Here is a 20,899-nt window from a genome sequence, read left to right as displayed (position 1 = left end):
TGAATTTCTTCACTCCCTGCTGAGCCGCCTGCGTTGCCGCTTTGCCGTCTCAGTGGTGGCGCATTATAGGGAGTTATTCGGAGGTGACAAGGGTTTATTGCAAAAAAATGATCGTTCGACCTAAATTTCGCCACAACGCTGTATTTCACAACGATTTGCCTGGTAACTGTGCAAAATCCTGGGCAAAAAGCGTCACTTTATTCCAATCGGTGTATTCCACTTCTTTTGATGTATCCGTTTCTCCACCTGTCATCCGCATAATGAATTGAATCATGATCCGATCAAACCAGCGATAACGCGGATAACGCAGTGCACCGGCAAAAACCGCACAGCAATCTGGCTGCCAGGGTGACTGCTCCAGAAACTTGCGCGTATAAGCATTGGTTGCTGGCGTGCACTTATCGGCTTTACGCGCCGTCAGGTTGACACTAAAGAAGCCGCTTACGCGCTGGTGCAACTGTGCCTTATGCTGCGTGACAAATTTCATCAGCGCAGGATTGAAATGCCCGTAGCGGATCGATGCCCCAATCAGCACGCGATCGTACTGAGACCAATCCACCTTCTGCGCCTCAGCTAAATCAAGCACGTCGCACAGCTGATGCGGAACTAACGTCTGCGCAATGCGCGCGGCAATTTCACGGGTTTGCCCATCGCGGCTGGAATAAAGAATCAACGCTTTCATTACACAATCCTATTTTATTATTCGCGCCAGAAGGTCGGTGTGAACAACACCAGCAGCGTGAACACTTCGAGGCGCCCAAACAGCATGGTCAAAATCAAGATCCACTTCGCCACATCATTCATCGAAGTGAAGTTGTCGGCCACCACGCCCAAACCGGGTCCAAGATTATTCAAGGTCGCCGCCACGGCGGCAAACGCGGAGAAGTCATCCACGCCAGTCGCGATGATTGCCAGCATGCTGAGCAGGAACACCAGCGCATAGGCTGAGAAGAATCCCCACACCGCTTCAAGAATACGTTCAGGTAGTGCGCGGTTACCCAATTTAATGGTGTAAACCGCATTCGGATGCACCAGGCGTTTCAATTCACGCGAACCCTGTTTAAACAGCAGCAGAATACGAATCACCTTCAAACCGCCGCCGGTCGAACCCGCCATTCCGCCGATAAAGGCCGAACACAATAGCAATACCGGTAGGAACAGTGGCCAGCGCGCAATGCTGTCGGTGGTAAATCCAGCCGTAGTTGCCATCGAGACCACCTGGAAAAACGCCTGATTGAGCGTTTGCCAGCCGCTGGCGTACACATTGTGAAAATACAACACCACCGTACAGATCAGCACTAATGTGAGTTGTACGCCAATAAACATGCGGAATTCGGGATCGCGCCAATACACTTTCAGGTTGCGGCCGCTTAATAGAGAAAAATGCAGGCCGTAGTTACATCCCGAGATCAGCAAAAACACCGCGACGATAGTGTTGATGGTTGGGCTATTAAAGTAACCGATGCTGGCATCATGCGTGGAGAAGCCACCAATGGCGATAGTTGAGAAACTATGGCCGATGGCATCAAACATTGGCATGCCCGCTAACCACAGCGCCACCGCACAGGCTACGGTGAGCAAAACATAGATCAGCCACAGCGTTTTCGCCGTTTCTGCGATACGCGGGCGCATCTTGTTATCTTTTAGCGGTCCTGGCATCTCCGCGCGGTATAGCTGCATGCCACCCACGCCCAGAATTGGCAAAATCGCTACTGCCAGCACAATGATTCCCATCCCGCCGAGCCACTGCAACATCTGACGATAGAACAAAATCGCTTTCGGAAGCGTATCAAGTCCCACCAGCGTAGTAGCGCCCGTCGTAGTAAGGCCGGAGAAGGATTCAAAGAATGCATCGGTTATCGAAAGATGGGGCTGCTCGGCGAAAATAAACGGCATCGCACCCACGCTGCCCAGCACGGTCCAGAACAGCACCACGATGAGGAAACCTTCACGCGGCTTAAGTTCCGATTTCTGTTTGCGGTTTGGCCACCACAGCAGCGAACCAATGACGATCGCCATCATAAAGGTTTGACTAAACGCGCGCCCGGCACCGTCCCGGTAAATTAAGGCGACGAGGCCGGGTAAGATCATGGTCACCGAGAACAGAATCACCAGCAGGCCCACGATGCGGGTAATGGCGCGAAAATGCATTCAGCCGTTTCCTTTAAACAGATGCTTTTAGTTTGTCAGCGGGATGAGCGTCAGCGCGCCCCGGCTGTAATCAGAGAGGTTTTGGCGAAAGCCATCAATCTGCGCATGCGGCAATGCTAAACGCAGCGCAATACGATCCTGATAATGGCTCTCTTCTATAATGCCGTCAAAACGCTGCAGCAAGCGCTCAATGTCGCTGAGTTGGGCATAATCACATTGCAGGCTGAAGGATTCCATCGGCACTTTACGCTGACGGGCTAATTGCTTCAGCCCCTGCTGCACGCCGCCGCCGTAAGCTTTTACCAGCCCTCCGGTACCGAGCATGATGCCGCCGTAATAACGCACCACCACCGCAGTCACTTCACCCACGCCACTGCCCATCAACTGGGCCAGCATGGGTTTGCCCGCCGTGCCGGACGGTTCGCCATCATCAGAGAAACCCAACTGCTGTGAATCATCCGGCGCACCGGCCACCCACGCCCAGCAGTGATGGCGGGCGGTGGGATGCTCCTGCTTCACCTGCTGAACAAACGCGCGCGCCGCTTCCACGCCCGCAGTATGCGCCAGCAGAGTAATGAAACGACTTTTCTTGATAGTTTCCTCGCTGAGACTCACAGCCTCAGCGGGAATGTCGTAAGCATCCATCAGGCAAGGTGCAGATCGCGCGTCATGTTTTCAACGCGATTAGCGTGAATCACCACGTTATCCTCGATACGAATGCCGCCGTACGGTTTCAGTGCATCAATTGCCGCCCAGTCGAAATACTGGCTGAACTTGCCGCCGCGCAGCTTCGCCAGCAGCGAATCGATGATATAGAAGCCGGGTTCGATAGTCAGCACCATGCCAGGTTCCAGCACGCGCGTGCAACGTAGATACGGATATTGCGACGGCGCAGCCAGATGCGTGCCGCTGTCGTCCTGCATAAAGCCGGCCACATCGTGCACCTGCAGGCCCAACGGATGTCCCAGCCCGTGCGGCATAAACGGACCGGTTAAATCTTCCGCCACCAGCGTCTCTTCGGTCAGACCTTTCACCAGCTCAAACTTCAGCAGCAGCCGCGCAATGCGCTGATGCATCTGCAGATGATAATCGGTATAGCGCACGCCGGCTTTCAAGGTGGCGATCAGCGCCAGCTCTTCCTTGTTCATCGCGGCAACCATTTCGGCATAGCGCGATTTACTCTGCGCCGCATAGCTGCGCGTCAGGTCAGCGGCATAACCGAGATACTCCGCCCCGGCATCAATCAGGAAGCTGTGCCGTTTCGCCGGCGGCTGATGGTCCAGTTTGGTGTAGTGCAGCACCGCGGCATGTTCATTAAGCGCGATAATATTGCCGTACGGCACATCGGTATCGCGATGGCCGGTCGCGGTCAGGTAAGCGATGTTGATATCGAACTCGCTCATACCCGATTCGAATGCCTCTTTGGCTGCGCGATGCCCCGCCACCGCCAGCTTCTGCGCTTCGCGCATACAGGCCAGCTCGTAATCGGTTTTGAAGCTGCGATGATAATGCAGGTAATCGATCACGCCCTTAGGGTTCACCTGCTCGCTGTTAATGCCGAGCTGGGAAGCGCGTAACGGTACCGGACCGATATACGCCACGTTATCGCGTTGTGCAGGCAGCAACTGCGCGATGTCATCGGCACTCTTTAGGCCAATCACGTCAATATCGTTGGTCCAGAAGCTGTTTGGCAGTGGCTCGACGTTATGCCAGTAATCCACCGGCGAGTAGAACCACAGCTTGGGTTTATTCACACCATCAATCCATAACCAGCAGTTTGGCACCTGCGTCACCGGCACCCACGCTTTGAACTGAGGATTCACCTTAAACGGATAGTCGTGATCGTCGAGAAAAACGGTCAGCAGCTCGCCGGAATGAATCAGCATGGCATCAAGCTTAAAGCGAGCCAGCACCTGCTGCGCTCGCTGCTGCAGCGTATTGATGTGCGCGTGATACAGGGTTTTCAGTGAATCCATGGACTTGTCTCCAATGTCGCGAAAGTGGCCGCAGTGTAGCACAGCCGTGTTGGCGATGCCGTGCTGCACGCGCTGTGATCGTTGTATCAAATTATCAAACTCTCGTTTGCAAATAATTAACATCACACTCACACTCCAAATCATCTGGTATGACCAGATCACCTTTCGCGGTTTCAGGAGACGGACATGCTCTACCAAGGCGATACCCTTTCAGTGCACTGGCTTGACGATGGCATCGCCGAGCTGGTATTCGATGCGCCCGGTTCGGTGAATAAACTCGATACCAAAACCGTCGCCTCCCTGGGCGAGGCGCTAAGCGTCTTAGAACAGCAACCCGCTCTGCGCGGCCTGCTGCTCTCTTCGGCCAAACCGGCATTTATTGTCGGCGCCGACATTACAGAATTCCTGTCGCTGTTTGACGCGCCAGAAGAGAAGTTGAGTCAGTGGCTGGCATTTGCTAACAGCATCTTCAATCGTCTGGAAGATTTGCCGGTGCCAACCGTAGCCGCCATCGATGGTTATGCGCTGGGTGGCGGCTGCGAATGCGTGCTGGCAGTGGACTTCCGCATTGCTACGCCCACCGCGCGTATCGGCTTGCCGGAAACCAAACTGGGCATCATGCCGGGCTTTGGCGGCAGCGTACGTCTGCCGCGGCTGCTCGGCGCTGACAGTGCGATGGAAATCATCGCCGCGGGTAAAGATCTCGATGGCAATAGCGCCCTGAAACTCGGTTTAGTGGATGCAGTGGTCAGCAGCGACAAACTGCGCGCCGCTGCGCTGACAGTATTACAGGACGCCATCGCGCAGGGCAACTGGCAGGTCCGCCGGGCGCCGAAGCTGGCGCCGCTTAAACTCAGCCCGATCGAAGCCGCCATGAGCTTTACCATCGCCAAAAGCATGGTGCTGCAGACCGCCGGCAAACACTATCCGGCCCCCGTTACCGCGATAAAAACCATTGAGGCTGCCGCCACCTTGGGGCGCGATGATGCGCTGAAGCTGGAGACCGCCGCTTTTGTGCCGCTGGCGCAAAGTGATGTAGCCCGCGCGCTGGTCGGCATCTTCCTTAACGATCAATACGTCAAAGGCTTGGCGAAGAAACATAGCAGTGCGGCCGGTGCACCGCAGCAAGCTGCGGTATTAGGTGCCGGCATTATGGGCGGCGGCATCGCCTATCAATCTGCCTGGAAAGGCGTGCCGGTGATGATGAAAGATATCAATCCACAAGCGCTGACGCTTGGCATGACCGAAGCCAGCAAGCTGCTTAACAAGCAGCTGGAGCGCGGCAAAATTACTGGCGCGAAGCTGGCCAGCGTGCTCACCACCATTCAGCCCACGCTGGATTACGCGGGATTTGAACGCACCGATGTGGTAGTGGAAGCCGTGGTTGAGAATCCGCAGATCAAAGCCAAAGTGCTGGCAGAAACCGAACAGCACCTGCGCGAAGATGCCATTCTCGCCTCCAACACCTCAACCATTCCGATCGGCCAGCTGGCGAAAGCCTTAAAACGCCCGGAAAACTTCTGTGGCATGCACTTCTTCAATCCGGTGCCGCGTATGCCGCTGGTTGAGGTGATTCGCGGTGAGCAAACCTCAGAGGCCACCATCAGCAAAGTGGTGGCCTGGGCCAGCAAAATGGGCAAAACGCCGATTGTGGTGAATGATTGCCCCGGCTTCTTTGTCAATCGCGTGCTGTTCCCCTACTTCGCCGCCTTCAGCCTGCTGCTGCGCGACGGCGCGGATTTCCGCCAGGTCGACAAAGTGATGGAAAAACAGTTCGGCTGGCCGATGGGCCCGGCCTGGCTGCTGGATGTAGTCGGCATTGATACCGCGCATCATGCCCAACAGGTGATGGCGCAAGGTTTCCCGTCACGCATGCAGAAAGATTATCGCGACGCCATCGACGTGCTGTTTGACGCTAAACGTTACGGCCAGAAAAACGGCCAGGGTTTTTACCGCTGGGAGTTGGACAACAAAGGCAAAGCGCAGAAAAAAGCCGATGCCGCAGTGGATGCACTGCTGGAGCCAATCAACCAACCGAAGCGCGTGTTCAGCGATGAAGAGATCCTTAACCGCATGATGCTGCCGATGCTCAATGAAGTGGTGCGCTGCCTCGAAGAGCAGATCATCGCTTCACCGGCCGAAGCCGACATGGCGCTGGTCTACGGCTTAGGCTTCCCGCCGTTCCGCGGCGGCGCGTTCCGCTACATGGATACGCTCGGCGCCAGCAACGTGGTCGATCAGGCCAAACGTTACACCGCGCTGGGCCCGCTGTATGCGCTGCCGGCGCTGCTGTTGCAAAAAGCCCATCAGCATCAGAGCTGGTATCCCGCGGTGCAACCGATTGACGAAGCGGCGCTGCAAAGTGCCTGAGGTAATGAAAATGGAAAAAGTAGTCATTGTGGATGCCGTCCGCACGCCGATGGGCCGCTCCAAGGGCGGTGCGTTTCGTCAGGTTCGTGCGGAAGATCTTTCGGCGCATTTGATGCGCGAGCTGCTAAGCCGTCATCCATCGGTCGATCCCGCTACGCTGGACGACATTATCTGGGGCTGCGTACAGCAGACGCTGGAACAAGGCTTTAACATTGCACGTAATGCCGCGCTGCTGGCGGAGATCCCGCATCGCGTGCCTGCCAGCACCGTCAATCGCCTGTGCGGTTCGTCGATGCAGGCGCTGCACGATGCGGCACGCGCGATTATGGTGGGCGATGCGCACGCTTGCCTGATTGGTGGCGTAGAGCATATGGGCCACGTGCCAATGAGCCACGGTGTCGATTTTCATCCAGGACTTGGGCGTACGGTAGCGAAAGCCGCCGGCATGATGGGCTTAACCGCCGAAATGCTGGCGCGCATGCATCACATCACGCGTGAGCAGCAGGATGCCTTTGCCCTGCGTTCACATCAGCGCGCATGGGCAGCTACCCAGCGTGGCGACTTTAAGCGTGAGATTGTTGCAACTTATGGCCACGACGCCGATGGCGTGTTGAAACGCTACGAAAGCGATGAAGTGATTCGTGAAGAGACCAGCCTCGAAGGATTGGCCGCGCTGCGTCCGGCGTTCGATCCGGTCAACGGCACCGTCACCGCGGGAACGTCTTCTGCGCTCTCCGATGGCGCGGCGGCGATGTTGATCATGAGCGAAAGCCGCGCGCGAGAACTGGGTCTGACGCCGCGTGCGCGCATTCGCAGCATGGCGGTGGTTGGCTGCGATCCGTCGATTATGGGTTACGGCCCGGTTCCCGCCAGCAAGCTAGCGCTAAAACGCGCTGGCTTAAGCGTGCAGGATATCGACTTATTCGAGTTCAACGAGGCCTTTGCCGCGCAGGCGCTGCCGTGCATCAAGGACATAGGCTTGCTGGAACAGTTGGATGAGAAAGTGAATTTGAATGGCGGCGCGATTGCGCTTGGGCACCCGCTGGGCTGTTCCGGCGCGCGTATCAGTACCACGCTGCTGAATCTGATGGAACGTCGCGATGCGCAATTTGGTCTGGCGACCATGTGCATTGGCTTAGGCCAGGGCATCGCCACGGTGTTCGAACGGGTTTAATACGTTAACCACTGCACGAGTTCCCGCCCTTTCGGGCGGGCTTTTTTTATCTGTTAGATAAACGCAAACGCATCGCCGTACATCTGCGCTTCCAGCGCACCGCGCTCGGCGCAGAAACGCTCACGTGCAATCTTCGCCATCTCAAAACGACCAGCAATATAGATGTCGTGTTCACTGAGTGAAGCGTAATCCTGCATCACCGCCGTCAGCACCGTGCCGCTGCGTCCGGTCCAGTCATCTGCCGGTTGCTCAACCACCGGAATCACTTTCAGGTTCGGGTGCTTCACCGCCAGCGCATTCAACTCATCTAAATCGTACAGATGCATCAGCTCACGGCCGCCCCAGTAAATCGCAATTTCGCGATCGGGTTTCTGTGCCAGCGCGGTCAGCAGAATGGAACGCGCATAGGAGAAACCGGTGCCGCCGGCAATCAGAATGATCGGACGATCGCTCTCTTCGCGTAGCCAGGCATCGCCATGCGGCATATCTACCGTAATCTGACGATCGTTTTTGATGCGGTCCATCACCGCCATCGCGTAAAGATTAAGATCCGAGGCGCCAATGTGCAGTTCAATGATGTCCTTTTCCATTGGCGTGGACGCCAGCGAGAATGGGCGCTTATCACGCTCATCCATCACCACCATCAAATACTGTCCCGCGCGGAAGTTAAAATCCGCGGCCGGAATCAAACGGACGCGGTAAACCGTATCCGTAATCGCTTCAACCGAAGTCACTTTGCAGCTTAACGTTGTCATGCGTTCCCTTTTTCTTCGGGTCTGGTTGGTCTGCCGCTTTTAGCGCTGCGGCGGCTCGGCAAAGATTGCTAATTCATCCCAAATGGCGTCAATGCGCGCCGTAACGGCCGGATCTTTGACAATCGGCGTGCCCCATTCGCGCGTGGTTTCGCCCGGCCACTTATTGGTGGCATCAAGTCCCATCTTCGAACCCAAGCCGGAAACCGGCGAGGCAAAGTCGAGATAATCGATTGGCGTGTTCTCAACCAGCACCGTATCGCGTGCTGGATCCATGCGCGTAGTAATCGCCCAAATCACATCATTCCAGTCACGCGCGTTGACGTCGTCGTCACATACAATCACAAACTTGGTGTACATGAACTGACGCAGGAACGACCACACGCCAAACATCACGCGCTTGGCGTGACCGGCATACTGTTTCTTAATCGTCACCACCGCGAGGCGATAAGAACAGCCTTCCGGCGGCAGATAGAAATCAACAATCTCCGGGAACTGCTTGATCAGGATCGGCACCAGCACTTCATTCAGCGCCACGCCCAACACCGCCGGTTCATCCGGTGGACGCCCGGTATAGGTTGAATGATAAATCGGATTGCGACGTTGCGTTACGTGCGTCACGGTAAACACCGGGAAACTGTCTACTTCATTGTAGTATCCCGTGTGATCGCCGTATGGCCCTTCCGGTGCCACATCGCCCGGCTCAATGTAACCTTCCAGCACAATCTCTGCGCTCGCCGGCACTTCAAGCTCGTTAGAGATGCACTTTACCACTTCGGTTTTGTTGCCACGCAGCAAACCGGCGAAGGCATATTCAGAGAGCGTGTCGGGCACCGGCGTCACCGCGCCGAGAATGGTCGCCGGATCGGCCCCGAGCGCGACAGATACCGGAAAACGTTCGCCCGGATGCGCTTTGCACCACTCCTGGAAATCGAGCGCGCCGCCGCGATGCGACAGCCAACGCATAATCAGGCGATTTTTGCCGATCACCTGCTGGCGATAGATGCCCAGATTCTGGCGCTCTTTATGCGGGCCACGCGTGACGGTTAATCCCCAGGTGATCAGCGGCGCGGCATCGCCTGGCCAGCATTTCATCACCGGGATGCGTGACAGATCGACGTCATCGCCGCTAAAAATCTCTTCCTGGCAAGGCGCATTGCGCAAGCGCTTGGTTGGCATATTCAGCACTTGCTTGAACTGCGGCATTTTATCAAACAGATCGCGGAAGCCTTTCGGCGGCTCCGGTTCCTTCAAAAATGCCAGCAGTTTGCCCACTTCGCGCAGCGCACTCACCTCTTCCTGGCCCATGCCCATCGCCACGCGTTTTGGCGTGCCGAACAGATTACACAGCACCGGCATGTCGTACCCTTTCGGGTTTTCAAACAGCAGCGCTGGGCCGCCGGCACGCAGCGTGCGATCGGCAATCTCGGTCATCTCCAGCTCAGGATCGATCTCCTGAGTGATGCGCTTTAACTCTCCACGCTGTTCGAGTAACGCGAGGAAGTCTCGTAAATCCTGATATTTCATGCGGCTTTAGCTTTCCGGCCAGAGTGAAGCGCCATTATAGGTGCGTTTCACGCTAGCATGTTGAGGTTTCTGAGTCAGGCTGGCTGACAGGAAAACGGCACCAGCGACTGAATCGCCAGCACATCGTGATACGCCGCAATCGGCTCGCCGTGGCGGAACACTTTAAAGTCTTCGCCGCGGGCGCTGTAGTAGCGCAGGCGATTTTCACTCACGTGTAGGAAACTGGCTTCGCGGAGCGCAATCACCGATTCATGCGGGTTAACGGCGCAAAATTCAGCCAGGCGCTCATCGCGCGTTTCGCCCATATGGCCGCTGACGTGGGCATCAAGATAATGCGGATTGATCTGCACCGGGAACAAGCCCAGCGCAGGCAACACCACACTGCTGCGCACCGGCATGTCATTGGTGGTGCGAATCGAAGGCGTTGCCACGTTGCAACCGGCGCTCCAGCCGACGTACGGCACATCACGCTCGCGCACTGCGCGTTGAATCGCAACGATCAAGTCATGTTCATGCAGCATTTGATTGAGGAACCAGGTATTTCCGCCGCTCACCAGAATCAGCTCAGCTTGCTCAATCGCCGCGACGGGGGAGGAAAACTCATGCACCGTGCGCACTTCAATGCCTAATGAATCTGACAAATCTTGCGCGCGTTGCGCATGATCGCCACGAATAATCGCGTAGGGCACCAGCACCGCCGACGTAATGCCGCGCTGGGCGATCATCGCGTGCAGCTGCGGGTGGGCGTAACTCAACAGCGGCGCATCCTCGGCCACTTTGCCGTTACTTAACAGGAACAGTTCCATCGGCCACTCCTTTTCAATCGAAAGATGGGGATGGAGTCTGATACAGATGGTCGCCAGCCGTCAATTTTCTTGCACGAAAGCGTTAATTAGCCGCATCAATCAGAAAATTCGCAGTGAATTTTTTTCAGCACAGGGTTTCCCTCCGCCGATGCGCTATAACTCTGTCAGCAGGTTTGATATTCTTAGCGTCCATTCTTTGGGAGCAGTTATGGAATCCTGGTACTTACTCTATTGCAAACGTGGACAACTGTTGCGCGCGAAAGAGCATCTTGAGCGGCAAGCGGTGAATTGCCTGAGCCCAATGATCGCTTTGGAGAAGATTGTGCGCGGTAAACGCACCACCGTGAGTGAGCCGCTGTTCCCCAATTATTTGTTTATCGAGTTCGATCCCGAAGCGATTCACACCACCACCATCAGCAGCACGCGCGGCGTCAGCCACTTCGTGCGCTTCGGCGCCATGCCGGCTACCGTATCGCACGATGTGATCGAAGCGCTGCAAACCGACGCGCCGCAGATCGTGTTAGATCCGGAAACGCCGCAGAGCGGTGATGAAGTGATCATCACCGATGGCACCTTCGAAGGACTACGCGCGATTTTTGCCGAGCCGGATGGTGAAACGCGCTCCGTTCTGCTGCTGAACATGCTGAACAAACAGGTGATGCGCAGCGTGGATAACAAGCAGTTCCGCAAGCTTTAGGCCAGCTTAAAAAGTTGACGCGCGTTGCGATTGACCTGCGCGCCCAGCGCTTCCGCCTCTTCTCCACGCCAGTTCGCCACTTGCTGCACAATGTGCGGCAGGAAGCACGGCTCATTGCGGCGCGAAGTGGGACGTGGATGCATATCGCGCGGCAGTAAATAGGGTGCGTCGGTTTCCAGTAGCAGACGCTCAGCCGGAATCAATGGCAGCAATTCGCGCAGTTCCATACCGCGACGTTCGTCGCACACCCAACCGGTAATGCCTACTGACAACCCGAGTGCCAGGCACGCTTGCAGCTCATCACGCGTACCGGTAAAGCAGTGCACCACCGCGCCCACCAGTTTTGGCAGCCACGGCTCAAGCACCGCCACAAAACGATCGTGCGCTTCACGACAATGCAGAAATACCGGCAGCTGCAGCTCTGCAGCCAGTGCGAGCTGCGCATCAAAGGCGTACTCCTGTTGATCGTGGGCCGAGAGATTGCGGTTAAAATCCAGGCCGCATTCGCCGATGGCGACAACCTGGGCGCTTTCTGCGAGACGACGCAAGGTATTCGCCGTTTCCGCCGACCATTCACTGGCATGATGCGGATGAACGCCTGCCGTCGACCAGCAGTAGCCGGCGTGTAATGCCGCCAGCTGACGCGCCTGCTGGCTCTCCAGCGCGTTAGTGCCGGTAATTAACAGGCCGGTGACGCCTGCTTCGCGCGCACGTTTCACAACCTGCTCGCGATCTTTTGCGAATTGCGTGCTGGTCAGGTTTACACCGATATCAAACATGTTTTCTCCCCAATAAAAAACCGCCCGGTTAGGCGGTTTAGATTCATTCTCTTCCCGCTTGCTGGCGGGTGCCCTGCTTAAAAGACATCAGGATTCGGTATTCTGTTCCTCATCCGAAGACTGACGCCCTTTACCCACATAGTAGCGGGAGAAGAATACGCCGACTTCAAACAGGCAGTACATCGGAATAGCGAGCAAAGTTTGGGAGAAAACATCCGGCGGTGTGAGCAACATCCCAACGACGAAGGCGCCAACCAGCATATACGGACGTTTCTTTCTCAGATCGTCAGGTGAAGTAATGCCTGTCCAGCACAGCAGCACAATGGCAATCGGCACCTCAAACGCCACGCCAAAGGCCATGAAAATGGTCATGACGAAGTCGAGATAATTGGTGATATCCGTGGCGATGGTCACGCCTTGCGGTGCCGTTTTGGCGAAGAAACCAAACGCCAGCGGGAACACGATGAAATACGCAAACGCCACGCCGACGTAAAACAGCAGCGTACTGGAGAACAGCAGCGGCATCACCAGTTTGCGTTCGTGACGATAGAGCGCTGGCGCGACAAACGCCCACACCTGATACAAAATCACCGGCACGGCAAGAAACACCGAGACAATAATGGTGAGCTTAATTGGCGTGAAGAAGGGTGATGCTACGTCGGTGGCGATCATGCTCGCACCAGCCGGCATCTGGCTAATCAATGGTGACGCTACCAGATGGTAAATGTCATTGGCGAAGTAGACCAGACACAGAAAGATGACTAAAACAGCGATGATGCAGTTCAACAAACGCTTACGCAGCTCAATCAGATGGCTAATGAGCGGTTGGGTATCTTCAACGGCCATGTTTATCGTTCATCTTTTACGAGAGAAATCTTCGCAGTGCTTTGCGGGGCACTGGCGACGGGAGGATTATCCACTGCAGAAGTTACGTCAACTGGCTGCGGAACCTGTGCTGCGGCACTGGTTTGATGTTCTGCAGCAGCAGGCGTGACCGCAGGGGAAGTAGCCGGCTGCGCTACTGCTGGCGGAGTCTGATGAATGGTGTTGGCTTCATCTTCCTCTTTTTCGAGATCGATACTCTGCTGCACGGAGCGCTTCATTGAGTCGGCGGTTTTACGCAGTTCTTCCATCGACTCTTTCAGCTCCGGTGACAGCGTGCCACGACCCGCCTCTTCCACCTTTTTCAGGCTGTCCTGCAATTCCTGCAGTTTCAGCTCCTGTGCCAGTTCGTTTTGTACATTCGCGGCCAGCGAGCGAATGGCTCTGATCCAGCCGACGACGGTTTTCACCGCAACCGGTAATCGCTGCGGGCCAAGCACAATCAGCCCGATCACGAACACCAATACCAGTTCACTAAAACCAATGTCGAACACAGTTATACCTGCTTGTCGTTCCGGGCGTCGTCTTTAGTCGCCGAGGTTTGCTGTTTGTCTGCCAAAGTTTTGGCGTTGAAGTCAGCGTCCTGCTCTTTCGGTTGATCCTTTTTATCGTCTTCATCGCCCATGGCTTTTTTGAAGCCGCGGATAGAAGAACCCAAATCCGAACCCAGGTTGCGAAGTTTGTTGGTACCGAACAGAAGAACAACAATGACGGCAATGATTAACAATTGCCAAATACTGATACCGCCCATGAGATATGCCTCTAATATTCTGTGAAAAACTGTTGACTGTAACGCACAGAAAGCCCGTATGATTTCGGGCTTTAGCTTGCGACATTACGCGATTTGAACCAGGCAGACAATCAGTTTGTCTTGCGCCAGCCAATAAGCCAGGTGACGATGCCGGCAGCCATTAAAAGCGCCGGGAAGAAATCCCAATCCGGTCGACTTAACAGTACGGCGGTGCCACTTAATAACAGTGTAGCTCCTACGCCAAACAGATAGCGCGCCTGATGATTTCGTGTGCGCTGTACGTTTAAATCGGTGACGAGTTTATCGACGCTGTGCTTCAATAATTTGTGCTGGCGCATACTGTCGTAAAATAGCTCCGGCAACTCCGGCAGTTTTTCCGCCCAGTACGGCGCTTTCTCTTTCACCGCACGCATTATTGCCGGGATACCAATCTGATCTTTGATCCAATCTTCCAGGAACGGCTTGGCGGTTTTCCACAAGTCGAGCTGAGGATAGAGCTGGCGACCAATCCCTTCGACATACAGCAACGTCTTCTGCAGCAGCACCAGCTGCGGCTGCACTTCCATATTGAAGCGACGCGCGGTATTAAACAGATTCAGCAACACGTGACCGAAGGAGATCTCAGCCAGCGGTTTTTCGAAAATCGGCTCACACACGGTACGAATGGCAAACTCAAAATCTTCAACGTTAGTATCCAGCGGCACCCAGCCTGAATCCACATGCAGCTCAGCCACTTTGCGGTAATCGCGATTAAAGAAGGCGATAAAGTTTTCCGCCAGATAGCGCTTATCTTCTTTATTCAGTGAACCGACAATACCGCAGTCGATGCCGATGTACTGCGGATCCTCTGGGTGATCGTAGCTGACGAAGATATTGCCAGGATGCATGTCGGCATGGAAGAAGCTGTCGCGGAACACCTGGGTGAAGAACACCTGCACGCCGCGCTCTGCCAGTAACTTCATATTGACGCCGTGCTGCTCGAGCGTGGCGATATCCGAGATCGGAATGCCGTAAATGCGCTCCATTACCATCATTGATTCACTGCAGTAATCAGAGAACACTTCGGGTACGTAAAGCATGCGGCTTTGGTCGAAGTTACGACGCAGCTGGATGGCGTTGGCCGCTTCACGCAGCAGATTCAGCTCATCAATCAGGGTTTTTTCGTAATCGCGTACCACTTCCAGCGGACGCAGACGACGTCCATCCGGCAGCAAACGCGGCACCCAACGCGCCAGACGATAAATCAACCGCATGTCCGCTTTGATCACCGGCAGGATATCGGGACGAATCACTTTGATCACCACGGCGCGGCCGTTGGACTTCAACGTGGCGGTGTGCACCTGTGCAATAGAGGCAGAGGCCAGCGGTTTAATGTCGAAGTCTTCAAACCAGGTTTCCACCGGGCCGCCAATCGACTGTTCAATCTGCTGCTTCGCTTTGACGCCATCAAACGGCGCCACGCGGTCCTGCAGCACGGCAAGCTCATCGGCAATCGCTGGCGGGAACAGATCGCGTCGCGTGGAGAGCATTTGACCGAACTTGATCCACACCGGACCAAGCTGCTCCATGGCTAAACGGATGCGCACGCCAGGCGAGGCGTCTTTGTGTTGGTTAGGGATCCAGAAGATGCAGCGCCGCCACAGGCGTAACAGCAGCGTGAAGCGCATGCGGGGAATCAGTTCATCAAGGCCATAAGTGAGAAATATCTTGATGATGAAGTATAAGCGCCGAATTTCTCCCAGCGTCATTTCGCCTCCAGCTGTGCCAAACGCGTTTCAAACGCATTGAGCGAACGTTCCATCGCTTCCACTTCCTCGCAGAACCATGCCAGTTCCAGAGCACCCGGCGCGACGCGCCACTCTTCCGTCAGCGCCTGGCCAAGATAATCCTGGCGGCGCATAACCTGCTGCTGCACGAATCTCAGCGCCTGCTGTGCGGCCTGGCTTACCCCTTGCGCGGCGATGTCGCCAATCCACGGCGCGAGATATTCGGCTGGATCAAGCTCGGCGAGATCCATCAGCGCAGAGAATTGCTGTACCACCTGCAAATCGCCCTCCACCTCCAGTTCACCGCTTCTGATCAAGCTGGTGAGCTGCTGGCGATCGCGCAGTTTCGGCAAGGTGCTGACACGCAAACTCACCGTGCAGTCGCTGCTATCCTGCCAATCACTCAGTACATCAAGTTGTGATTCGCTAAACACCAGCACTAAAGGAAAATCGAGCTCTTGCAGACGCAGCAGCAACACCTTGCCCGCCAGACGCTGGCGCGCGGCTTTCAGGCTGCGATCGCGATAGAGAACACGGTTCAGGGCGGTCTCAAGACCGCCGGTGATGAGAGGAGTTAAAGTCATGATGGATTAGAATTTAAATCCGCGATGCAGCGCGACAATACCGCCAGTCATATTGAAGTAGGTGGTATTTTCAAAGCCGGCATCATTCATCATCGCTTTCAGGGTTTCCTGATCGGGATGCATACGAATCGACTCTGCCAGATAACGATAGCTTTCAGCATCTTGCGCCACCAGCTGGCCAATACGCGGCAGAATATGGAATGAATAGGTGTCGTAAGCCTTGCTCAGCGGCTCCAGCAGCGGCTTGGAGAATTCCAGCACCAGCAGGCGTCCGCCCGGCTTCAGCACGCGGAACATCGACGCCAGCGCTTTCTCTTTTTCGGTGACGTTACGCAAACCGAACGAGATGGTGATGCAATCGAAATAGTTATCCGGGAACGGCAGCGCTTCGGCGTTCGCCTGAACATAGCTGACATTACCCGACACGCCGAGATTACGCAGCTTTTCGCGGCCCATCTTCAGCATTGAGCTGTTGATATCAGCCAACACAACCTGGCCGGTTTCGCCCACCAGACGAGAGAATTTAGCCGTCAGATCGCCGGTACCACCCGCCAGATCCAACACGCGCTGACCGCGGCGCACACCGCTGCTGTCAATGGTAAAACGCTTCCAGACACGATGGATGCCAAACGACATCAAATCGTTCATCAGGTCATATTTTGCCGCGACGGAGTGAAACACGTCCGCGACTTTATCGGCCTTTTCGCTTTTCGCGACGGTCTGGAAGCCAAAATGGGTAGTTTCCTGCTGTGATTCATCTGCCATCGGTTTTACCTGTTCCACAAACAATTCTTGCCGAAGTGTATCAGAGTCGCGCTACACGAGCACGCGACCACCGTGCTATTCGTTGATGCGGCGCAGCGAGTCCGTTGTTGAATCTGAAACGCTTTCATCAACGTTGGGATCGTCTGCCCAATCTTCATCCGCCTCTTCCGGCTGCGCCTGTTCCACCAACTGCGGATTGATCGGCCGTTTGATCTCCACACCAAGCGAGCGGAAAGCTTCACTTTGCGCAATCAGATTGCCGCGTCCTTCAGACAGCTTTTTCATCGCCTGATGATAGCTTTGCTGCGCCTTATCAAGATTGTGGCCGATACCGCTCATGTCATCGACGAACAGCCGCATTTTGTCATACAGCCGCGTTGCCCGATCGGCGATGCGCTGCGCGTTGCGGCTTTGATGTTCATAACGCCAGAGATTGTTGATGGTGCGCAGCGCCACCAGCAGCGTAGTTGGGCTGACCAGCATGATGTTCTGCTGCAGCGCTTCGCTGATCAGCTCTGGCTGACGATCGATCGCCAGCAGAAATGCCGGTTCCACCGGGATAAACATCAACACATAATCCAGAGAGCGTAAACCAGGCAATTGTTGGTAATCTTTTCGGCTTAGCAAGCGAATGTGTCCACGCATGGCGTTGACGTGCTCCTGAATGGCCTGCTCGCGCGTGGCTTCATCATCGGCGTTGAAATAGCGCTCGTAAGCGACCAACGTCATCTTCGCGTCGATCACCACATCTTTGCCCTGCGGCAAACGGACAATCACATCCGGTTGCATCCTGCCCTGCTGCTCCAGCTGAACGCTTACCTGCGTTTGGTATTCATAGCCTTCACGCAGTCCGGAGGCTTCCAGCACGCGGCTTAGCACCACTTCGCCCCAGTTGCCCTGGATTTTATTGTCACCTTTTAGCGCTTTGGTGAGATTGACCGCTTCCTGCGCCATCTGCGCGTTGAGCTGCTGCAGCTGGCGAATTTCATGCGTCAGCGTGTGGCGTTCACGCGCTTCCAGCCCAAAGCTGTCAGTCACCTGACGACGGAAACCATCCAGCTGTTCACGCAGCGGGCCAATCAGACTGTTCAGGCTTTGACGATTTTGTTCATCGACGCGCCGCCCGCTGTTTTCAAAGATGCGGTTGGCCAGATTTTCAAACTGCGCGCTGAGTCGCTGTTCGCTGTTGGTGAGCAGGCGCTGTTTCTCTTCAGCGCCGTAGCGTGTCTCTTCAAGACGGATGGTCAATTCGCGCAACTCCGCTTCCTGCGCGCTATTAACTTCCAGCTGATTACGCAATTCACGACTGAGCTGTTCGCTCTCGCCGCGCCAGTAATCGAGCTGCTGCAAACGTTCCTGCGCACCGCTGAGCGCGCCGTGCAATTGGCGCATCTCCTGCTCACGTTGCTGGATTTGCTGTTGTAAATGTTCGATCTGCTGATGTTGGCGCTGCTGCGCCTCTTCCAACAGACGACGCTCGGTCGTGAAGCTGGCATGCTGATGACCGGCGCGCAGCTGGGCAATGATCCAGCCAATGCCTAAACCGGCCAGCGCCAGCGCGCCGCTAATGATAAGTTGCTGATCCATAATCCCCCCGCGGATCGTCTCGCTGAGGGAAAAGGTAGAGGGGTACTGTATGAATGTCCAGATTTTATTTACAGGGCTTTTACGGTCAAATCGCCGGCTTTCCACGCATCAATCAGGAAGAACGGCATCGGAAGTAACCATTCGGTTTCATCCTTGATTTTTGCTGGATAGGTCCAGCTTTGGCCGCCGTAGGTGATCTCAACCTGCTGGCAACCGTTTTCCGCATTTTCAACTTTACCGGCCATGCTAGCAAAACCGGCGTTGCTGCCGACGTGGAAGCTATCGGTTTGCCAGCGAATCGGTTGATGCGCCGGCCAGGGCTGCGCCTGATGGAAGTGAAAAATATCGTCGTGACTCAACAAGCTTTCACGCACCGTTGGCCACAACGCCACTTTAAGAAAATACTGGTCGGTAAAGCGTTCGCTGCCTTGATACTGGGCGATAAAGTCACGCATCTGCTGTTCAACATTGTGGAACACGCCATGACAACCGCCCCACATACCCGCTAGCAGCAGTTCGGTATGCGAGAAGTAATCGCGCATGTGATGGAACCAGAATGGGGAGTCCAGCCAGGCTTCAACCGCAACCACTTCACGCTCGGAGAGTAATGAATCGGCGTCACGCACGATGTAACGTTTAACGCTGGGATCGTCCATCACTAAAAAGCGCCACAGCGTGGGGAAGATAGCTTTTTCCTGGGACATATCCACCAGCTGGGTGTTCGGCTGCGTCAGACGCTGCCACACGTGCTGCGGGACGCTATCGTCAAGATAGATGCGGCATATCCAGTCAGGATAGAACTCGCGCGCCACTTCGATGTTCTTAATCAGCGTTTCGCAGTAGCGTGGCTGGCCACCGTAAAGGCTGAAGGAGATGATGTTTTCTGTCGGGTTATGGCGATTGATCGGTGGCGGTACGTCTGAGGGATACGCCACTTTCTGGCCTTTACTGAAGATCACATCGGATTTCTGCAGCGATTCGAGGCCGTAACGCGCCACTTCATCCTGCTTATCAAGCCAACCGCAGACTTCGGTCAATCCATCCAGCCAGGTTTCCGACGCCTGCGCGCGCTGCGCGGCCGGGGCCTGATAGATCTTCTGATAAATCTTGTAGGATTTCTTGTGTTCGCCCACGCGCATTAAGGTTAACGCGTAATCGCTGAGCACCTGCATGTGATTTGGCAACACGCGCAGCACTTCTTCACAGCACTGACGAGCGAGGGGATAGTTATGGGCCGCCATGGCCTGACGAAATCTCGCTGCTGCGCCCTCAACGCGTGATTGCGCAGTAGCGGGATTATTCATGAAATTAGGACGTGAGACAGAAACCATTTTGCGCATAAGAAATTTCTCAGTAGCTGCTGAAATTGCGCGCATTCTAATCAGGCAATTGCTGAGCTCCCTATAAGCCTGGTCTCGAATTCATCCCTTGAATGGCGCACTAAATTAAGCGACGCGCGGCTTCTACCACAATTTTCACCGCATCACTTTCGGTCTGCTTCATGGTCACCGCATCCGGAATCTCTTTTTGCGTACGGTTCACGATGACGCCAGCCACCATGCCGGCACGCAGTCCCTGACTGGCGCACATGGTTAACAGTGTAGCGGATTCCATCTCATAGTTAAGGACGCCCATTTGCTGCCACTCATCCATTGAGCCCTGGAAGCGCTTCACCACGCGACCAGAGAAGGTGTCATAGCGTTCCTGCCCCGGATAGAAGGTGTCAGAGGACGCGGTAATGCCAATGTGCGTTTTGGCACCGCAGGCTTCCGCTGCGGCAACCAGCGCGGTGGTGCAGGTGAAATCAGCCACGGCCGGGAACTCCATCGGTGCGAAGTGCAGGCTGGCACCGTCAAGGCGGACAGACGCCGTGGTGACCAGCACATCACCGACATTAATATGCGGCTGAATGGCGCCGGTGGTGCCAACGCGCAGGAAGGTGCGCACACCAAGTTGCGCCAGCTCTTCTACCGCAATCGAGGTTGAAGGTCCGCCGATACCGGTTGAACACACCACCACCGGTTTACCATCGACTTCCGCCAGATAGGTGGTGAATTCACGATGCGAAGCCAGATGCTGTGGATTCTCCATCAGCGCGGCGATTTTCTTCACGCGCTCAGGATCGCCGGGAACGATGGCCAGCGTGGCTCCTTTTAGGGAAGCTTTGGTGATGCCAAGATGGAAAACGTCAGACTGGGCCATATCAGACTCCTGATAAATAGGGGATGTGCGCGCCACTCTACGTGAGCAGGCAACATAATTATGTGACTAATTTCACTATCAATAATGAAACTTACATGATCAGCAAAACATTTTGTGATTTACATCACAC

The 20,899-nt window shown here is 55.3% G+C and carries 20 protein-coding genes; 3 read left to right on the top strand and 17 right to left on the bottom strand.

Features of this window, described 5'->3' with window-relative positions:
- Window positions 1-145: 145 nt before the first annotated feature.
- From hemG to pepQ, 4 genes are read right to left on the bottom strand one after another with little or no spacing between them, the layout of a single operon-like run.
- The gene (gene hemG, locus WFL93_RS16855) at window positions 146-682 is read right to left on the bottom strand and encodes a menaquinone-dependent protoporphyrinogen IX dehydrogenase (protein WP_180822834.1); all 537 of its coding nucleotides are present in this window, start codon (window positions 680-682) and stop codon (window positions 146-148) included.
- 17 nt (window positions 683-699) lie between these two features.
- Window positions 700-2,151 (bottom strand): Trk system potassium transporter TrkH, encoded by a 1,452-nt coding sequence (gene trkH / locus WFL93_RS16850; RefSeq protein ID WP_009127916.1) that lies wholly within the window; start codon window positions 2,149-2,151, stop codon window positions 700-702.
- A 27-nt stretch (window positions 2,152-2,178) separates the two neighbouring features.
- Window positions 2,179-2,796 carry an IMPACT family protein gene (locus WFL93_RS16845; RefSeq protein WP_009127914.1) on the bottom strand — a complete coding sequence of 206 codons (618 nt, stop codon included), beginning with the start codon at window positions 2,794-2,796 and terminating at the stop codon, window positions 2,179-2,181.
- The gene (gene pepQ, locus WFL93_RS16840; protein WP_336778615.1) at window positions 2,796-4,127 is read right to left on the bottom strand and encodes a Xaa-Pro dipeptidase; all 1,332 of its coding nucleotides are present in this window, start codon (window positions 4,125-4,127) and stop codon (window positions 2,796-2,798) included. Before pepQ ends, WFL93_RS16845 begins: the two co-directional genes overlap by 1 nt.
- 186 nt (window positions 4,128-4,313) lie before the next feature.
- Here pepQ and fadB point away from each other — a divergent pair, with 186 nt between their 5' ends.
- Together fadB and fadA are read left to right on the top strand one after the other, a co-directional pair.
- On the top strand, window positions 4,314-6,497 hold the full coding sequence (fadB, locus tag WFL93_RS16835) for a fatty acid oxidation complex subunit alpha FadB (RefSeq protein WP_336778614.1): 2,184 nt from the start codon (window positions 4,314-4,316) through the stop codon (window positions 6,495-6,497).
- A 10-nt stretch (window positions 6,498-6,507) separates the two neighbouring features.
- On the top strand, window positions 6,508-7,671 hold the full coding sequence (fadA, locus tag WFL93_RS16830) for an acetyl-CoA C-acyltransferase FadA (protein ID WP_336778613.1): 1,164 nt from the start codon (window positions 6,508-6,510) through the stop codon (window positions 7,669-7,671).
- Between the two features lie 53 nt (window positions 7,672-7,724).
- Here the strand turns inward: fadA and fre are convergent, their stop codons facing one another.
- The 3 genes from fre to pepE form a co-directional block, all read right to left on the bottom strand.
- On the bottom strand, window positions 7,725-8,426 hold the full coding sequence (fre, locus tag WFL93_RS16825; protein WP_049852327.1) for an NAD(P)H-flavin reductase: 702 nt from the start codon (window positions 8,424-8,426) through the stop codon (window positions 7,725-7,727).
- A 39-nt stretch (window positions 8,427-8,465) separates the two neighbouring features.
- Window positions 8,466-9,950: a 4-hydroxy-3-polyprenylbenzoate decarboxylase gene (gene ubiD / locus WFL93_RS16820; protein WP_009127904.1), complete on the bottom strand. Its 1,485-nt coding sequence runs from the start codon at window positions 9,948-9,950 to the stop codon at window positions 8,466-8,468.
- A gap of 74 nt (window positions 9,951-10,024) precedes the next feature.
- On the bottom strand, window positions 10,025-10,756 hold the full coding sequence (gene pepE / locus WFL93_RS16815) for a dipeptidase PepE (RefSeq protein WP_336778612.1): 732 nt from the start codon (window positions 10,754-10,756) through the stop codon (window positions 10,025-10,027).
- Window positions 10,757-10,964: 208 nt separating this feature from the next.
- Between pepE and rfaH the strand changes: the two genes are divergently transcribed.
- Window positions 10,965-11,453, top strand: coding sequence for a transcription/translation regulatory transformer protein RfaH (gene rfaH / locus WFL93_RS16810; RefSeq protein WP_036621224.1), 489 nt, complete (start codon window positions 10,965-10,967; stop codon window positions 11,451-11,453).
- On the opposite strand, the gene tatD is transcribed toward rfaH, so the two are convergent.
- From tatD to udp, 10 genes are all read right to left on the bottom strand, one after another.
- Window positions 11,450-12,232, bottom strand: coding sequence for a 3'-5' ssDNA/RNA exonuclease TatD (gene tatD, locus WFL93_RS16805; RefSeq protein ID WP_049852325.1), 783 nt, complete (start codon window positions 12,230-12,232; stop codon window positions 11,450-11,452). The genes rfaH and tatD overlap by 4 nt on opposite strands.
- An 87-nt stretch (window positions 12,233-12,319) precedes the next feature.
- Window positions 12,320-13,078: a Sec-independent protein translocase subunit TatC gene (gene tatC / locus WFL93_RS16800; protein ID WP_009127897.1), complete on the bottom strand. Its 759-nt coding sequence runs from the start codon at window positions 13,076-13,078 to the stop codon at window positions 12,320-12,322.
- Between the two features lie 2 nt (window positions 13,079-13,080).
- The gene (gene tatB, locus WFL93_RS16795; RefSeq protein ID WP_180822829.1) at window positions 13,081-13,608 is read right to left on the bottom strand and encodes a Sec-independent protein translocase protein TatB; all 528 of its coding nucleotides are present in this window, start codon (window positions 13,606-13,608) and stop codon (window positions 13,081-13,083) included.
- A gap of 2 nt (window positions 13,609-13,610) precedes the next feature.
- Window positions 13,611-13,865, bottom strand: coding sequence for a Sec-independent protein translocase subunit TatA (gene tatA, locus WFL93_RS16790; RefSeq protein ID WP_009127893.1), 255 nt, complete (start codon window positions 13,863-13,865; stop codon window positions 13,611-13,613).
- A 110-nt stretch (window positions 13,866-13,975) separates the two neighbouring features.
- Entirely contained in the window at window positions 13,976-15,613 is a 1,638-nt protein-coding gene (gene ubiB / locus WFL93_RS16785; RefSeq protein ID WP_009127891.1) for a ubiquinone biosynthesis regulatory protein kinase UbiB, read from the bottom strand.
- A complete protein-coding gene (ubiJ, locus tag WFL93_RS16780; protein ID WP_336778611.1) occupies window positions 15,610-16,215 on the bottom strand; it encodes a ubiquinone biosynthesis protein UbiJ in 606 nt (201 codons plus the stop codon). The genes ubiB and ubiJ overlap by 4 nt, the downstream gene beginning before the upstream one ends.
- A 6-nt stretch (window positions 16,216-16,221) precedes the next feature.
- Window positions 16,222-16,980: a bifunctional demethylmenaquinone methyltransferase/2-methoxy-6-polyprenyl-1,4-benzoquinol methylase UbiE gene (gene ubiE / locus WFL93_RS16775; RefSeq protein ID WP_008105805.1), complete on the bottom strand. Its 759-nt coding sequence runs from the start codon at window positions 16,978-16,980 to the stop codon at window positions 16,222-16,224.
- A 75-nt stretch (window positions 16,981-17,055) separates the two neighbouring features.
- Window positions 17,056-18,567 carry a DNA recombination protein RmuC gene (gene rmuC, locus WFL93_RS16770; protein WP_336778610.1) on the bottom strand — a complete coding sequence of 504 codons (1,512 nt, stop codon included), beginning with the start codon at window positions 18,565-18,567 and terminating at the stop codon, window positions 17,056-17,058.
- A 68-nt stretch (window positions 18,568-18,635) separates the two neighbouring features.
- Window positions 18,636-19,907, bottom strand: a complete 1,272-nt coding sequence (locus tag WFL93_RS16765; protein ID WP_180822827.1) for a tetratricopeptide repeat protein — start codon at window positions 19,905-19,907, stop codon at window positions 18,636-18,638.
- Window positions 19,908-20,007: 100 nt separating this feature from the next.
- A complete protein-coding gene (udp, locus tag WFL93_RS16760; protein ID WP_180822826.1) occupies window positions 20,008-20,769 on the bottom strand; it encodes a uridine phosphorylase in 762 nt (253 codons plus the stop codon).
- Window positions 20,770-20,899 lie beyond the last annotated feature (130 nt).

The sequence above is a fragment of the Pantoea sp. USHLN256 genome (genome assembly GCF_037149875.1).
In the GTDB taxonomy this organism is placed as follows: domain Bacteria; phylum Pseudomonadota; class Gammaproteobacteria; order Enterobacterales; family Enterobacteriaceae; genus Pantoea; species Pantoea nemavictus.
Note: the sequence above shows the minus strand (reverse complement) of the source record. Positions and strands in the feature narration are given on the sequence as shown.

Bases quoted from the DNA above. Each gene is read 5' to 3' on its own strand.
- hemG (WP_180822834.1), bottom strand. From the start codon at position 682: ATGAAAGCGTTGATTCTTTATTCCAGCCGCGATGGGCAAACCCGTGAA.
- rmuC (WP_336778610.1), bottom strand. From the start codon at position 18,567: ATGGATCAGCAACTTATCATTAGCGGCGCGCTGGCGCTGGCCGGTTTA.
- ubiJ (WP_336778611.1), bottom strand. From the start codon at position 16,215: ATGACTTTAACTCCTCTCATCACCGGCGGTCTTGAGACCGCCCTGAAC.
- WFL93_RS16845 (WP_009127914.1), bottom strand. From the start codon at position 2,796: ATGGATGCTTACGACATTCCCGCTGAGGCTGTGAGTCTCAGCGAGGAA.
- tatC (WP_009127897.1), bottom strand. From the start codon at position 13,078: ATGGCCGTTGAAGATACCCAACCGCTCATTAGCCATCTGATTGAGCTG.
- ubiB (WP_009127891.1), bottom strand. From the start codon at position 15,613: ATGACGCTGGGAGAAATTCGGCGCTTATACTTCATCATCAAGATATTT.
- rfaH (WP_036621224.1), top strand. From the start codon at position 10,965: ATGGAATCCTGGTACTTACTCTATTGCAAACGTGGACAACTGTTGCGC.
- fre (WP_049852327.1), bottom strand. From the start codon at position 8,426: ATGACAACGTTAAGCTGCAAAGTGACTTCGGTTGAAGCGATTACGGAT.
- udp (WP_180822826.1), bottom strand. From the start codon at position 20,769: ATGGCCCAGTCTGACGTTTTCCATCTTGGCATCACCAAAGCTTCCCTA.
- fadA (WP_336778613.1), top strand. From the start codon at position 6,508: ATGGAAAAAGTAGTCATTGTGGATGCCGTCCGCACGCCGATGGGCCGC.
- pepQ (WP_336778615.1), bottom strand. From the start codon at position 4,127: ATGGATTCACTGAAAACCCTGTATCACGCGCACATCAATACGCTGCAG.
- tatD (WP_049852325.1), bottom strand. From the start codon at position 12,232: ATGTTTGATATCGGTGTAAACCTGACCAGCACGCAATTCGCAAAAGAT.
- trkH (WP_009127916.1), bottom strand. From the start codon at position 2,151: ATGCATTTTCGCGCCATTACCCGCATCGTGGGCCTGCTGGTGATTCTG.
- pepE (WP_336778612.1), bottom strand. From the start codon at position 10,756: ATGGAACTGTTCCTGTTAAGTAACGGCAAAGTGGCCGAGGATGCGCCG.
- ubiD (WP_009127904.1), bottom strand. From the start codon at position 9,950: ATGAAATATCAGGATTTACGAGACTTCCTCGCGTTACTCGAACAGCGT.
- ubiE (WP_008105805.1), bottom strand. From the start codon at position 16,980: ATGGCAGATGAATCACAGCAGGAAACTACCCATTTTGGCTTCCAGACC.
- WFL93_RS16765 (WP_180822827.1), bottom strand. From the start codon at position 19,907: ATGCGCAAAATGGTTTCTGTCTCACGTCCTAATTTCATGAATAATCCC.
- tatA (WP_009127893.1), bottom strand. From the start codon at position 13,865: ATGGGCGGTATCAGTATTTGGCAATTGTTAATCATTGCCGTCATTGTT.
- fadB (WP_336778614.1), top strand. From the start codon at position 4,314: ATGCTCTACCAAGGCGATACCCTTTCAGTGCACTGGCTTGACGATGGC.